The organism is Megasphaera vaginalis (ex Srinivasan et al. 2021) (assembly GCF_000478965.1).
Taxonomy (GTDB): Bacteria; Bacillota; Negativicutes; order Veillonellales; family Megasphaeraceae; genus Megasphaera; species Megasphaera vaginalis.
Window position 1 is genome coordinate 1 of sequence record NZ_AWXA01000001.1, and the last position, 15,242, is coordinate 15,242.

The window sequence follows — 15,242 nt, forward strand, 5'->3', positions numbered from 1 at the left end:
TATGAAGAATTGGAACCGATGCTCGATAAAGAAGCTGTCCAGGCATTCCGTGACCGCGGCATGAATCCGGATAAACCGGAAGCTGTTTCGTTCTGTGAATCGGCGGAAGTGTATATGCAGCATCGTGAATCGCTGAACAAATTCTATGACCGTGTTCCCGACGTGGCCGAACACTACATGAAGATGATCGGCGACATTACCGGTCGTGAATATCATCTCTTCAATTATACAGGTGCTCCCGATGCGGAATATGTCATCGTTATCATGGCTTCCGGGGCGCAGACCGTCGAAGAAACGGTTCGTCATCTCGTAGCGCAAGGTGAAAAAGTAGGTTGCATCAACGTACACATGTTCCGCCCCTGGTCGGAAAAGCACTTCCTCGCCGCCATTCCGGATACGGTTAAGCGGATTGCCGTTCTGGATCGCACGAAAGAAACCGGCGCCAACGGTGAACCCTTGTACCAGAGTGTTGCCGCCTGCTTTGCCCGTATGGATAATGCGCCGCGCGTTTACGGCGGTCGTTACGGGATCGCTTCGAAGGAATTCCTGCCGGCTGATGTCGTAGCGGCTTTCGATAACCTGAAATCCTTTAACCCGAAACATGACTTTACGCTCAGCATTAACGACGACGTTACACATAAATCCCTGCCGCGCACGTGCAGTCTTGATCTTGGCGGTAAAGACGTCAAAGCTTGCAAATTCTGGGGCTTCGGTTCTGACGGTACAGTCGGCGCCAACAAGTCTGCTATCAAGATTATCGGCGATAACACGGACATGTATGCACAGGCATACTTTGCTTATGACTCGAAGAAGTCCGGCGGCGTAACCGTATCGCATCTCCGTTTCGGTAATGAACCGATCCTGATGCCGTATCTCATTAACAGCGCCGATTTTATTGCCTGCCACCGGCAGTCATACGTTCACTCCTTCGATCTTCTTCGCGGCGTGAAAAAAGGCGGCACCTTCCTTTTGAATACCGTCTGGAAACCGGAAGAATTGGATGAAAAATTACCGGCATCCCTGAAACGCGCCATTGCGAAGAATGAAGTCGAATTCTATATTATTGATGCTGTCGGCATTGCGCAGAAGATCGGGTTGGGCGGCCGTATCAACATGATCATGCAATCGGCGTTCTTCAAACTTTCCGAAGTCATTCCGCTGGATTTGGCGATCAGCAAATTGAAGGAATCCGTTGTTAAATCGTACGGCAAAAAAGGTCAGAAAGTTGTCGATATGAATAACGCAGCCATCGACGAAGGATTGACGAACATCGTCAAGATCAACGTTCCCGCTTCCTGGGCTGACGCTGTTGACGAACCTGCCGATCTGTCGAAGCATACGGAATTCTTTAAAGATTTCGCCATTCCCGTCAACCGTCTTGAAGGCGATGATCTTCCGGTCAGTGCGTATGCCGGCCGTGAAGACGGCAGATGGCCGACCGGCACATGCGCCGAAGAAAAACGCGGCGTTGCCATGTTCGTACCGAGCTGGGATGCTAATAAGTGTATCGGTTGTAATCAGTGTTCCTTTGTCTGCCCGCACGCCGCTATCCGTCCGTTCCTGCTGACGGAAGAAGAAGCCGCCAAGGCGCCTACCGGTTACCAGGATAAGGAAATTAAGGCTGCCCCCGGCTACAAATACAACATCGTCGTTTCCGTTATGGACTGCCTCGGCTGTTCCAGCTGTACACACGTCTGCCCGGCTAAGGCGTTGGAAATGAAGCCGTATGACGAAGAACAGTACAAAGCGGCTCTTTGGGATTATGTCATCGCTTTGCCGCAGAAACCGAATCCGAAGGACAAGATGACCGTTCTCGGCAGCCAGTTCGAACAACCGCTCCTCGAATTCACCGGGGCTTGTGCCGGTTGTGCGGAAACACCGTACTGCAAGGTTGTTACACAGCTCTACGGCGATCGCATGATGGTCGCAAACGCTCACGGCTGTTCCAGTGTTTGGGGCGGCAGCGCACCGACCTGCGGCTATACGAAAAATGAACAAGGTCATGGTCCCGCTTGGTCGACGTCGCTCTTTGAAGATAATGCCGAATATGGCTTCGGCATGTTCTTGGCTGAAAAGACGGAACGCAAACTCCTGAAAGAATATATTGAAGCCGCGATGGATGTTGCCAGCCCGGAATTGCAGGCAGCTTTCAAAGAATGGCTTGATAAGATGATGGACAGCGAAGGAACTCGCGAACGGGCCGATAAAGTACAAGCCCTTCTGGAAGCGGAAAAAGACGGCAAAGAAGCCTTGGAAAAGGTTTACGGCTTGCGTCGATTCCTCGTAAAACGCAGTCAGTGGATCTTCGGCGGCGACGGCTGGGCTTACGATATCGGATACGGCGGTTTGGATCATGTCCTGGCTATGAACGAAGATGTAAACGTCCTCGTATTCGATACGGAAGTATATTCCAACACTGGCGGTCAGTCTTCAAAAGCGACGCCGACGGCAGCTGTCGCGCAGTTTGCCGCAGCCGGTAAACGGACGAAGAAGAAGGACCTCGGCATGATGGAAGCTACGTACGGCTATGTTTATGTCGCACAGGTTGCTATGGGCGCCGATAAGAATCAATTCATGAAAGCCCTTAAAGAAGCGGAAGCATATCCGGGACCGTCTCTCATCATCGGTTACGCGCCTTGCATTAACCACGGTCTGAAGCTTGGTCAGGGCCAAAGCCAGCTCGAACAGAAACTGGCCGTTGAATCAGGGTACTGGCACCTTTGGAGATATAATCCGCTCCTCAAGAAGGAAGGCAAGAATCCGTTCATACTCGATTCTAAACCGCCAAAAGGTAATTTCCGCGAATTCCTCATGGGCGAAACACGCTTCTCGTCCTTACAGCGTACATTCCCTGAAATCGCCGAAGCTCTCTTCCAGAAGACGGAAGAAGATGCTAAAGAACGGTATGAAAGCTATGTACGGATGGAAAAATCCATGTCTTTAGATGTAAAAGAAGAATTGGAACTCACCAAATAATACATCCTTAAATGTGTCCAGTGAACACGAAACCCCTCGGGAATTTCCCGAGGGGTTTTCGTTATGGCCGCATATGTTCGCAACGTGCCGATCATGAATCGCGACTCCTGCTGAGCTGTCAAAACAAATATTTGGTAGCGTAACTGAGGTCCATGTACTGGGCGATGAGGTCATCATCAAAGCCGTATTCTTCATTGCGGTTCAGCCATTGCCCTACTTTCATCTTCATCTTCTTGCCGGCATTCAGCGGTTCCTCATACTCAATCCGCAACAGCCTGGCATCTTCCGATTTATTTTCAACGTGGATGAATAAGCCCTGTTCAAAGGTCAGCTCGAACACCTTACGGAAGGCGTGGGGGAGTTGGAATCCGAATGGCATGAAGTATTTTTGCACAAAGCCGTCGGCAATGAGGATCGAACCGGTATAATCCATTTCATGGGCCAAATCATACCGCAGATCGCCGGCAGGAGAATGGAAAGAAACCGGTGCGATACCGTCGATAGCCGGCGCCGTACCGGATCCGGAATTGGTAAACAGCTTTAAAAGGCAAAGGTGCTTCGTATCGTTAATACCGAAAATACAGGAGTAACCGCGCAGGCAGGAATCGTCAAACATGAACGGGTGAATGCCGAAATCCTTAATATTGAAAAAAGAAGGAACCCTTTCAACAGCTACGATGCTGTATTTAAACGTATCGAAATTAAAGCCGTCAAAGAACTGAGCGCGCATAGTCGTACCTCCACCGGTGAAATAGTTTGCTTATACCCAGTGTACCATAATTCCGGCTAAAATGCCCGAAACGACGGAAACGGAAACAATGCCTGCGATGACGAGCTTCGGCATGATGTGATCAAGGACGGCTTTTTGTTCGCCTTCCGTGCTGCCGCAGGCGCGAGATACTTCAAGCGAAATAAGGTAGGTGCCGGGGAATCCGAAAAAGGCCGTGACTGCCATGGCAATGGACAATCTCCAGTCGAAATGCACGATTTTGCCGAAGATGACCGCTACGATGGCGCAGCTGACAGTACCTACGGCGAGGACGATGAGCAGCGGCAGGATCATGGAAAGAAGCATTTCCGGCGTGGTGCCGGTCAGTCCCAGGAATATGAGCGTAATCGCTCCGGCCATGACAAAAGAGAGTCCGTTGGCTTTTGTCAGACAATTTTCTTCAAGCAAACCGAGTTCGCGAAGAATGACGCCGAAAAACAGTCCGAAGATCAGAAAACTGATACCGGTTGCCTGACCTAACAAGGTGGAAATATAAGAAAGAAGTGCCAGTTTGCAAAGAATAATATTCGGCGTGCTGAATTTTTCGGGAATCGTAAAGCCCTTGAGGAGGTTCGGCTTTTCTGCCGCAGCCGTCGGTCCGGCCACGATGGTTTCGGCGTTGCCGCGGAATTCGTTGCAGACGCGATTCCCTTCTTTTTTGCAGAAATAGCTGGCGATCGGGATGCCGACAAAATTCTGGAAAACCAGAACCAATACGGCGAATACTTTGACATCAGGGCGGTTGAGAAGGTCGCCGACAGGAGACATGACCAGGTAGGCGACGACGCCGCCTGCCAGTACGGGGGCGCCGACGAGGGCATAGTACGTATCAATGAACAGACGGCCGATAAAGAAAACGCCGCCGGCGACGGCTATCGTCGCGAAGAGCGTGACAAAAACCGTTTTCCATTCAGCCGCGAAGTCTCGAATACGAATGGCCGTGCCGATATGGATGAGGAACATACAAACCGTTAATTTTGCAAAAGGCACGAGTCCGGAATCTGTGAAAATGGATGTTGGCAAGCCGCACCAGAAGCCTACGGTAAAGACAACGGCACAAAATAAAAGCATGGAGATGAACGCTTTGGTTTTGTCGGCGACAAAATCACCGAGAGAGTAAATAAAAAACAGAACCGCAAGTGCAGCTAAAGAATCCATGGAAAGCCCTCCTTTAAGGTGTCGTCAAGCGCTGAAGCGCTTTTTTGTATACAGTCAGCACATATTCCAGAGCCAAAGGCAGACCGGCTTCATCGGCTAAATAAAAAGCCGGGTTATGGTGCGGCGTCGGCGCGTGTGTCCCCGTCGGGTCGGCAAGGCCGAACCAGGCGATGGCGGCAGGCTTTTCCTGGCTGAAGTAAGCAAAATCTTCAGCGCCCAAATTGGGCGGTACATCGAGAACGTTGATGCCCAATTCCCGCGCCGCTTCCGCCATGACGGCCGCGCATTTTTCGTCGACGATACAGGCCGGATAACCGTAAACCAGGGTCACTTCGACAGCACAGTTGTGCGCTGCACAGATGGCTCGCCCCAAGCGGTCGATTTCCTTCATGATGGATTCGCGCACCTTTGTGTCCAAGACGCGGACGCAGCCGCCCATGCTGACTTTTTCCGGGATCACATTGGCAACACCTTCTACGCCGCAATGGAGGTAACTCACGGAGACGGTGCTGCTGGTCAGGGGATCACATTTCATTGCCGGGATCAAATGGATGGCAGTGATCAGTTCACTGGCCGGAATCAGCGGATTATTGGCAGTATGGGGAAAACCGCCGTGACCGCCTTTGCCGGTGATTTTAAAATCGTATGTGCCGACGGCGGCGAAACGGGTGCCGCCATGCACATCCAGCGTGCCGATCGGGCTTTCGGCGTTGACGTGAATTGCAAAAATATAATCGATCTTATCCATGATACCGTCTTTTACGAGTTGCACGGCTCCGCCGGGGAGGAATTCTTCTGCTTGCTCAAAAATGAAATAGACGGTTCCCGCAATGAGTTCGGGGTGTTTTGCCAGGATTTCCGCAGCCGCCATCAGGATTGCTGTGTGCGCATCGTGGCCGCAGGCGTGCATTACGCCGGGGACAGTGCTTTTATACGGCAGATCGTTGTTTTCGATCAGCCCGAGTGCATCGATATCGGCGCGCAATCCGATGGCAGGACCGGGTTTGTTTCCTTTTAAACAGCCGACCGTACTGTTGCCGCTGATTCCTTCCAGTAAGGTGATGCCGGCCTTTTTCAGGCGGCTGCGGATCCATTGGGCCGTATGCTTTTCTTGGAAAGACAATTCCGGGTGAGCATGCAGGTATCGCCGATTTTCGACGAGTTCATGACCATATGCCGCGACCAGGTCTTTGATTGTATTATCCATCATCATAAACGCCTCCATTTTTTATAAACTTAACATGAGATATACATACTATAACGCAAAATAAGTTTCCTAGCAAGTAACTACGGTTGCGAACAAGGGAACAAAAAACTACCTCGACAATTTCGTCGAGGTAGTTTTTTGGTAGGATAGATGCTATTCCTTGATCAGAGAAGTCGTCTCACCGGTGATTTTCTTCGGCAGGAAGCGGCAGAGGGCGGTGCAGACCAGTACGGGAATAAGCCAGGCCAATCCCATTGTACCGAGGGGCATGGCGGCGATTATGTTGCCGGCCCAGGTCAGATGAGCGAATTGGCTGAGAATATCGATAAAGGCAATCAGTCCTGCTACGGTCACGGTGAGACACATGCCGGGATGGGAAAGAGCCGTAAATTTATTGACGATGACCAGAATGACAACGGCGATGGCGATGGGATAGACGAAAAGCAGACACGGCAGCGAAATGGTGATGATTTCATTGAGACCGAGATTGGCGATGGCAAAGCTCATGACGGAGCAAACCGTGACATATTGTTTGTACGTGAGTTTCGGGAATTCTGCGGCGAAAAATTGGGAAACCGATGCGATCAGGCCGACGGCTGTCGTAAAACAGGTAATGGAAATCATGACGGCCAGGAACCAGACGCCGACGGCGCCAAAAACGCGATAGGAAGCTTGCGTCAGCACGTAGGCGCCGAGATTTACCGACGGATCACCGTAAACTGCGGCAGGAATGGGAAAATGGTTGCCTAACAGGCCGAGCCCCAAATAGAGGAAGCTCATCAGAACGGCAACGGCGGCGCCGGCAGCCCAAACACTGCCATAGTATTCCTTTTTAGACGCGAAACCGAGTTGTCGCAACGTATCCAAGGCGATGAGCGAAAATGCGAAAGAGGCGATGGTGTCAACTGTATTGTAGCCTTCAATAAAGCCGGAGCCAAACGACGATTCGGCGTACTTGCCGAGGGGCTCCGTCAACGCCGGTGACGTGAAGGATAAGAGGCCGAGAACAAAGAGGATAACGATCATGATGGCAAAAACGGGGGTCAACACTTTGCCGACGCGGGACAATAACTTTGAAGGCGTAATCGAAAGCCACCAGCCGAGACCGAAATAGAGCGCCGTATAGAAGAAAAGAGGTAACGGGCCGTTGCCGGCCAGGGGGAGAATGCCGACGGAAAAGGACGTTGCCGCCGTGCGGGGGATTGTCATCGTCGGGCCAATGACGAGATAAATGACCGTCAGAATAATGAGAGAAAACAGGGGTGATATTTTGCGGTTCATTTCAGCGCGAAAGCTGCCTGGATTAAACGTTCCCACGATTAAGGCGACGACCGGCATGCCGACGCCGGTAATGATGAAGCCCGCAATTGCGGACGGGAATGAGGCTCCCGACTGGAACCCGAGGGAGGGCGGGAAAATCAAATTTCCGGCGCCGAAAAAAAGACCGAATAACAATACACCGATCTGGATACCTTTGTGAAACATACATACGCCTCCTGCATTACAATATTTGTACATATTATATACACATAAACAGGCTTTGTTTTTGTGTACGATACAATCATAACCTGATTTTACCTAAGAGCAGTATATTCTGTCAAAAGAGGGCAAGAACCGTCTTTTATGAGGAAACAGGATAGGAAATGATCGTTTTTGGAAAATATCCGATCTTTTTACCGGTATAATTAAGGATTTATAAAAGAAAATGGATTTGCAGACCGATTTTCGGCTGGTTTTTATATGGTTTTTAATTGTGTTTTTTTCGTATATTCCGGTGCAAAAAAAGACTGTAAGAACCGTACATTTATCAGCAGTGTCAGCGTTACCGCTTTTTCTTTTTTTCGGGCATTTCACTGGTGCCGAAGCGGCGGCAGGTCTTCGCACGGCCGGCGCAGGAAGCCATATCCGTTTCCGCTTTTTCAGTCGTACCGTACTTTTATTAATTGCAGGCAGTGGCCTTTCACCTGATGCTGCTTTCGGAAAGTGACGGTAAATTCTTGATTTTCCGTTCTGTAAAGATGTAATATAATTGTGTTGTAACGATTATGGCAATAAACTGTATCTTCGATCAGGGGAGGTCACCGAATGCAGACAATTCGACGGTTGTATGTGGCTAAAAAAGGCATTTTTGCCGATGAAGCAAAGCGCATGCTTAGCGATGTAAAGGATAATTTGCAGATTCAAGGACTGAAAGAAATAGTGATATTTAACCGCTACGACGTAAGCGGTTTGGACGATGCCGCGTTTGAGGCGGCTAAGGCGATGATCTTTTCAGAACCGCCTGTTGATCATGTCTACGAAACGCTGCCTGTCGCTGAAAATGATACGGTCCTGGCCATTGAGTTCCTGCCGGGACAATATGATCAACGCGCCGATTCGGCGATGCAGTGCTTGCAGATGCTGACGCTGCGGAATGAATCTCTTGTGCGCACTGCCCGTGTTTTTGTGTTCAAAGGTGACTTGACCGCCGCCGATGTGGCGGCTATAAAAAAATACTGCATCAATCCCGTTGAAGCAAGAGAAGCGTCGTTGGCGGCGGCGACAACGTTGGAACTCCCGTGGGAACGGCCTGAAGATGTGCCGGTCATAGAAGGGTTTACGGCTATGGATCGGGGGGCGCTGATCGCCTTGTCCGGCGCTATGGGGTTGGCAATGAGCCCGGAAGACTTGGTGTTCTGTCAAGCCTATTTCCGTGATGAAGAGAAACGGAATCCGACGATTACGGAAATTCGTGTCATAGATACCTACTGGTCCGATCATTGCCGGCATACGACTTTTATGACGGAATTGACCGATATTACTATCGACGAAGGGAAATTTACAGCTCCCGTTCAACGCGCTTACGAGGCGTACCGGACGACGCGGCAGGCTTTGCAGCGCAAAAAGCCGCAAACGCTGATGGATATGGCGACAATTGCCGTCAAAGAGTTAAAGGCTGCCGGCAAGTTGCAGAATCTCGACGAATCGGAAGAAATCAATGCCTGCACGATCATTATTCCTGTTGACGTCGACGGTATCGAAGAAGAATGGCTGCTCCTCTTTAAAAATGAAACCCATAATCATCCGACGGAGATTGAACCCTTCGGCGGTGCCGCTACCTGTCTCGGCGGTTGTATTCGCGATCCCCTGAGCGGCCGCTCCTACGTGTATCAGGCAATGCGCGTTACCGGCGCCGGCGATCCGCGGCAGGCGATTCGAGACACCTTACCCGGTAAATTGCCGCAGCGGCTTCTGACGACCGGCGCCGCTAAAGGGTACAGTTCTTACGGCAATCAGATCGGGTTGGCTACAGGTGAAGTAAAAGAATATTACCATCCCGGCTTTATTGCCAAGCGGATGGAAATCGGTGCCGTTCTCGGTGCCGCACCGCGCAGCAATGTCGTGCGGAAGGCTCCCGTGCCCGGTGATATCGTCATCCTCCTTGGCGGCAAGACGGGACGTGACGGCTGCGGCGGCGCCACGGGGTCTTCCAAGAAGCATACGGTCAGCTCCTTGGAAACGTGCGGCGCCGAAGTGCAGAAGGGGAATGCGCTGACGGAACGCAAGATACAGCGTCTTTTCCGCCGTCATGAAGTGACGACGCTGATCAAGCGCTGTAATGATTTCGGCGCCGGCGGCGTATCCGTTGCAATCGGCGAATTGACAGACGGGCTGGATATTAATTTGGATGCAGTACCGAAAAAATACGAAGGTCTTGACGGCACGGAACTGGCTATTTCGGAATCGCAGGAACGAATGGCTGTTGTCGTTGAGGCAAAAGATGTCGAAACTTTTATGGCTTACGCCGCCGAAGAAAACCTGGAGGCTACTATTGTGGCCGAAGCGACGGACACGAAGCGGCTGGTTATGCATTGGCGCGGTCAGGACGTCGTCAATATTACGCGGGCTTTCCTCGATACGAACGGTGTCACGCAGCGACGTCAAGCCGTCGTCACCGCACCGGCGGAGACGGCACTGTTTGCGCCGCCGGCGGTCAGCGACGTCAAGCAGACTTGGCTCGATACGATGCAGACGCTCAATGTCGCTTCCGAACAGGGACTGGCAGAACGATTCGACAGTACGATCGGTGCCGGTACGGTCCTGATGCCTTTTGGCGGTCGTTACCAAAAAACGCCTGTTGAAGGCATGGTTGCTAAAATTCCCGTTTTGCACGGGAAAACGGAAACGGCCAGCATCTTTACGCACGGATATGATCCGGAACTGGCATCGTGGAGCCCTTTCCACGGCGCGCTTTACACTGTTGTCCAGTCTGTAGCCAAGCTTGTCGCACTCGGCGGTGACCGGCGGCAGGCCTATTTGACGATGCAGGAATTCTTCCAAAGTCTCGGTACGGACAGTGAGGCTTGGGGGCAGCCTGTCAGCGCCCTGCTCGGCGCGTATACGGCGCAGAAGGCCTTGCAGATCGCCGCGATCGGTGGTAAAGACAGTATGAGCGGTACCTTCGAAAACATTACGGTGCCGCCGACGCTGGTATCCTTCGCCATTGTACCGCAGAAGACAAAGTATATCGTTTCGCCTGAACTGAAATCGACAGACAGTGCAGTGCTTCTCTTTGATTTGCCCCGAGATGAGGCGGAGATTCCTGATTGGGACGTTTTTAAGGATCACTGTGACTTTTTATATGAACAGGTATTGGCAGGTAAGATCAGAGCCATGCATGCCGTCGGACGAGGCGGTATTGCCGCGGCGCTCGCGCAAATGGCGTTCGGCAACGGCATCGGCGTTACCGTCGATAAAGGCGTCCCGGTTGCAGACCTTTTTGCTCTTCGTTACGGCGCATTGCTCGTTGAAACGGCTGCGAACGATGGCGCGGCCTGGGAACAGAAAGGTCATGTACGCCGCGTCGGCGTGACGACGGCACAACGGGCGATGAAGATTGGCGCGACGGAAATCGCGCTGAACGAATTGCAGGAAGCGTGGGAAACGCCGTTGCGCCAGGTTTTTCCGCTCTGCAGCGAGAGCGCGTCAGATGACGCCGAACTACCGCTCTATCCGACGTACGGGCCGCAGCGGGGCGAGCATTTCGGCAAACCGCGCGTGTTTATTCCCGTATGCCCCGGTACAAATTGTGAATATGACTCGGCGGCGGCGTTTGAGCGAGCCGGCGCCGTAACGGATACGCTGGTGCTGCGTAACGAATCGCCGGCGGCTTTGGCGGAATCGATTGAGGAAATGGCGAAACGAATAGCCCAGGCGCAGATCGTCATGTTCCCCGGCGGCTTCAGCTCCGGCGATGAACCGGAAGGCTCCGGCAAATTTATCGCCACCCTTTTCCGCAGCGCCGCTTTAGCGGAAGCGCTGGAACGACTTCTGCACCGGCGCGACGGTTTAGCTCTCGGTATCTGTAACGGTTTTCAGGCCTTGATCAAGCTCGGGCTCCTGCCTTATGGCACGATCCGTCCCTTGCGTGACGACAGTCCTACGCTCACGTACAATACCATCGGACGACATCTCTCGCGAATGGTCAATACAAAGGTCGTTTCCGTCATGTCTCCGTGGTTCCATAACGTTAAGGCCGGAGACGTTCATACGATTGCCATTTCTCACGGCGAAGGCCGCTTTGTGGCGACGCCCGCTCAGATCCGTGAACTGGCGGCGAAAGGGCAGATTGCAACGCAGTATGTCGATTTGGCGGGGAAGGCTACGAACGACAGCACGTATAACCCGAATCAATCCATTTTGGCAGTTGAAGGGATTACCAGTCCTGACGGTCGTGTTCTCGGCAAAATGGCACATACGGAACGATTTGCCGCAGCAGATATTTTCCGTAATATTAGCGGCAATAAATATCAACCCATTTTTGCCGCCGGTGTAGCGTATTTTAAATAATTTCCGAACAGCTGACGGCAGGCTCTCATCCGTGTGGTGGGAGCCTTTTATTGTCCTTTGCTGGCTATTTACGGCGATTTCTGTTATAATAATACAAATACCCTTGTAACCGCTTGGGAACGAAGCTTTTGGATTACATTTCTGTTTTGAGGTGACATTGTGGACGAACAACAGCAATTTGACAAAGTGTTGCCGGTGTGCCTGGAAAATGAGATGCAGAGCGCCTATATTGACTATGCCATGAGCGTTATCATCACGCGCGCTTTGCCCGATGTACGTGACGGTCTGAAACCCGTTCATCGCCGTATTCTCTACGCCATGCACGAAGCCGGCATGACGCCGAATAAACCGTATAAAAAATCAGCCCGTATCGTCGGGGAAGTTTTAGGTAAATATCATCCCCACGGCGACAGCTCCGTATACGATGCGACGGTGCGTTTGGCGCAAGACTTTTCGACGCGCTACATGCTCGTTGACGGTCATGGGAATTTCGGCTCCGTTGACGGCGATTCGGCGGCGGCGATGCGGTACACGGAAGTTCGCATGGCGAAGATCACCGGCGAGATGTTGGAAGATATCGACAAAGAGACCGTCGATTTCATGCCGAATTATGACGGTTCGCTTCAGGAACCGACCGTATTGCCGTCAAAGATTCCGAATTTGCTGGTGAATGGGTCGGCAGGGATTGCTGTCGGCATGGCCACGAACATTCCGCCTCACAACCTGGGGGAAGTCATCGATGGGCTGGTTTTGATGATTGACGATCCCGACGTCACTTTGGAACAGGTGATGACGAAGATCAAAGGGCCCGATTTCCCGACAGGAGCGAAGATTCTCGGCAGAGAAGGCATTCTGCGAGCCTACTCCACGGGGAGAGGCAGCATTAAAATGCGTGCCTGCGCTGAAATCGAACCGATGAGCAAAGGCAAGAACCGGATCATCGTTACGGAAATACCGTATCAGGTCAACAAAGCTCGCGTTATTGAAGCGATCGCCGATTTGTCGCGCAATAAAACTGTCGACGGCATTACAGCTTTGCGGGATGAATCGGACCGCAAGGGGATGCGCATCGTCATTGAATTGCGTGCTGACGTCAATCCCGATATCGTGCTCAATAAACTGTATAAACATACGCAGCTGCAGGAAACTTTCGGCGTCATCATGCTGGCCCTTGTCGACGGCCATCCTCGCGTCCTGACGCTTCGCGAAGTATTAGCGCATTATCTGGCGCATCAGAAAGAGGTCATTACCCGCCGTTGCCGGTTTGAACTCGACAAAGCATTGGCGCGGGCCCATATCTTGGAAGGTCTGCTCATCGCCCTCGACCACATCGACGAGGTAATCAGGACGATCCGTGAATCGCAGACCGATGAAATTGCCAAAACGGCCTTGATGAGCCGTTTCGGTTTGAGTGAACGGCAAGCTGTCGCGATTCTCGATATGCGTTTGCGCCGCCTGACCGGACTGGAACGGGAAAAAATTGAGGAGGAATACCGGGAGCTGCAGGAACGGATTGCCTATTTGCGCGCCGTTCTGGCTGATGAACGGATGGTTATGGATATTGTCAGAGGCGAGCTTCTCGAGGCGAAAAAGCGTTTTGGCGATGAACGGCGGACGAAGCTCGAAGCTGATTCATCGGAATTCGCCATTGAAGATATGATTGCTGATGAACGCATGGTACTGACATTGACACGCCGCGGGTATATTAAGCGGATCAACGCCAACGTCTATCACACGCAGAATAAAGGCGGCCGCGGCATTAAAGGCATGGGGACGAAAGATGAAGACGCCGTCAATCATTTGCTCTTCACTTCATCGCTGAATACGGTGCTCTTCTTTACGAATTTCGGCCGCGTATATCGCCTGAAGGCTTATGAAATTCCGGAAGCGAGCAGCCGTAACTCGAAAGGCGTCGCGGCGATCAATTTGCTGCCTTTGTCTGGAGGCGAAAAAGTCAACGCCCTTATTGACCTTGACCAGGCGGATCTGTCCATGAATCTCTTTATGGCGACCGAACGGGGATTGGTTAAGAAAACGGAGCTCGGTGAATTCAAGAATGTTCGTCGCAACGGGCTGATTGCCATTTCTCTCGTAGAAGGAGATCATCTGGCAAAGGTTCGGCTCACGGCAGGCGATCAGAACATCATTTTGGCGACGAAGTTGGGAATGGCGATTTGCTTTAAAGAAAGCGACGTTCGTCCTATGGGCCGTAATACGCGCGGCGTTCGCGGCATCGCTCTGGCCGAAGGCGACATCGTCATCGGTGCCGATGTCCTGGAACCGGGGTGCCAGGTGCTGACCGTCAGCGAAGAAGGATTCGGCAAACGGAATAATATTGACGCCTATAAAGTACAACTTCGCGGCGGCAAGGGCGTGAAGAATTTCAAGATTACGCCGAAAACAGGGGACATTGTCGGCGTTGAAGTCGTTCATGACGATCAGGAGCTGATGCTGATCACGTCAAATGGCATCGTTATTCGCACGGATATTGAAAGCATCGGGGTCAAGAAAGGCCGCAATACATCGGGCGTTAAAATTCAAAAGCTCGAAGAGAATGATAAAGTAGCCGCGTTGGATACGATTACCGTTGAAGGCGAGACTGACGAGGATGAAGAAGAATAAGTAAGGGCGTGCATACTGCGCAGTAGCATAGAGGATGAAATCGGCGAGGCTGTAGCGGGGTGAGGGATCATTCCCTTTCCGTTGCGGCCTTTTTCTTCATATTGTTGGCGGTGAGCTAATCTGCATAAGCGGCTTTTTGTCACAAGCTTGACACAATTATCAGGAATTCTTTCCATGTGGGTACAGTTTATTTCCAGTTTTGTTAAATTACTTGTATATAGCGCTTTTTCCCTGTACAATGCCAATTATCAACAGATTGGCATTCGTAAAGGAGATGATCGGGTATGATGCAGGTATCTAAAACGATAAAGATGATGGTCTTAGCCGCGTTTTTAATGGCTTCGGCCGGAGGCACGGCAGTTGTTGAAGCAGCGCCGGCGGATCATGGAAATCATGGACGTCCAGAAGTTCACCGGCAGGCGCCGCCACCACCGCCCAGATACAGAGAGTCTCATCACGATAACAATACGACGACGGCTCTTGTAGTTGGAGCGCTGATTGGCGCCGCCATTGCTGAAAATACGTAGAGCGTTGCCTTATACGAATCAATAACGGAATCCGGCTCCATGCTGTGGAGCCGGATTTTTGTCGGCAAAATAGCGACGCATTTCGACACTTGTTGTGCCCGTATCTATACGGCAAAGAGAAGGCGCATGACATATTGCCTCTAAAAAGGGGCTG

At 51.7% G+C, this 15,242-nt stretch carries 8 protein-coding genes; 4 read left to right on the plus strand and 4 right to left on the minus strand.

Features of this window, described 5'->3' with window-relative positions; translation table 11 throughout:
* Positions 1-2,976: pyruvate:ferredoxin (flavodoxin) oxidoreductase (gene nifJ / locus HMPREF1250_RS00005; RefSeq protein WP_023052531.1), on the plus strand; the 2,976-nt coding region annotated here is incomplete at its 5' end.
* Between the two features lie 118 nt (positions 2,977-3,094).
* Here the strand turns inward: nifJ and HMPREF1250_RS00010 are convergent.
* The 4 genes from HMPREF1250_RS00010 to brnQ form a co-directional block, all read right to left on the minus strand.
* Positions 3,095-3,706, minus strand: a complete 612-nt coding sequence (locus tag HMPREF1250_RS00010) for a hypothetical protein (protein WP_023052534.1) — start codon at positions 3,704-3,706, stop codon at positions 3,095-3,097.
* A gap of 30 nt (positions 3,707-3,736) precedes the next feature.
* A complete protein-coding gene (locus HMPREF1250_RS00015; RefSeq protein ID WP_023052526.1) occupies positions 3,737-4,903 on the minus strand; it encodes a membrane protein in 1,167 nt (388 codons plus the stop codon).
* A 13-nt stretch (positions 4,904-4,916) separates the two neighbouring features.
* The gene (locus tag HMPREF1250_RS00020) at positions 4,917-6,116 is read right to left on the minus strand and encodes a M20 metallopeptidase family protein (protein ID WP_023052528.1); all 1,200 of its coding nucleotides are present in this window, start codon (positions 6,114-6,116) and stop codon (positions 4,917-4,919) included.
* Between the two features lie 147 nt (positions 6,117-6,263).
* Positions 6,264-7,595, minus strand: a complete 1,332-nt coding sequence (gene brnQ, locus HMPREF1250_RS00025) for a branched-chain amino acid transport system II carrier protein (RefSeq protein ID WP_023052535.1) — start codon at positions 7,593-7,595, stop codon at positions 6,264-6,266.
* Positions 7,596-8,195: 600 nt separating this feature from the next.
* Here brnQ and HMPREF1250_RS00035 point away from each other — a divergent pair.
* The 3 genes from HMPREF1250_RS00035 (at position 8,196) to HMPREF1250_RS00045 (ending at position 15,088) form a co-directional block, all read left to right on the plus strand.
* The gene (locus tag HMPREF1250_RS00035; protein WP_023052533.1) at positions 8,196-11,939 is read left to right on the plus strand and encodes a phosphoribosylformylglycinamidine synthase; all 3,744 of its coding nucleotides are present in this window, start codon (positions 8,196-8,198) and stop codon (positions 11,937-11,939) included.
* 156 nt (positions 11,940-12,095) lie between these two features.
* Entirely contained in the window at positions 12,096-14,561 is a 2,466-nt protein-coding gene (gene gyrA / locus HMPREF1250_RS00040; RefSeq protein ID WP_419177267.1) for a DNA gyrase subunit A, read from the plus strand.
* 284 nt (positions 14,562-14,845) lie between these two features.
* Positions 14,846-15,088 (plus strand): hypothetical protein, encoded by a 243-nt coding sequence (locus HMPREF1250_RS00045; RefSeq protein WP_023052529.1) that lies wholly within the window; start codon positions 14,846-14,848, stop codon positions 15,086-15,088.
* Positions 15,089-15,242 lie beyond the last annotated feature (154 nt).

Excerpts from the sequence above, each read along its gene's own strand:
- brnQ (WP_023052535.1), bottom strand. The coding sequence starts at position 7,595 with ATGTTTCACAAAGGTATCCAGATCGGTGTATTGTTATTCGGTCTTTTT.
- HMPREF1250_RS00035 (WP_023052533.1), top strand. The coding sequence starts at position 8,196 with ATGCAGACAATTCGACGGTTGTATGTGGCTAAAAAAGGCATTTTTGCC.
- HMPREF1250_RS00010 (WP_023052534.1), bottom strand. The coding sequence starts at position 3,706 with ATGCGCGCTCAGTTCTTTGACGGCTTTAATTTCGATACGTTTAAATAC.
- HMPREF1250_RS00045 (WP_023052529.1), top strand. The coding sequence starts at position 14,846 with ATGATGCAGGTATCTAAAACGATAAAGATGATGGTCTTAGCCGCGTTT.
- HMPREF1250_RS00020 (WP_023052528.1), bottom strand. The coding sequence starts at position 6,116 with ATGATGATGGATAATACAATCAAAGACCTGGTCGCGGCATATGGTCAT.
- HMPREF1250_RS00015 (WP_023052526.1), bottom strand. The coding sequence starts at position 4,903 with ATGGATTCTTTAGCTGCACTTGCGGTTCTGTTTTTTATTTACTCTCTC.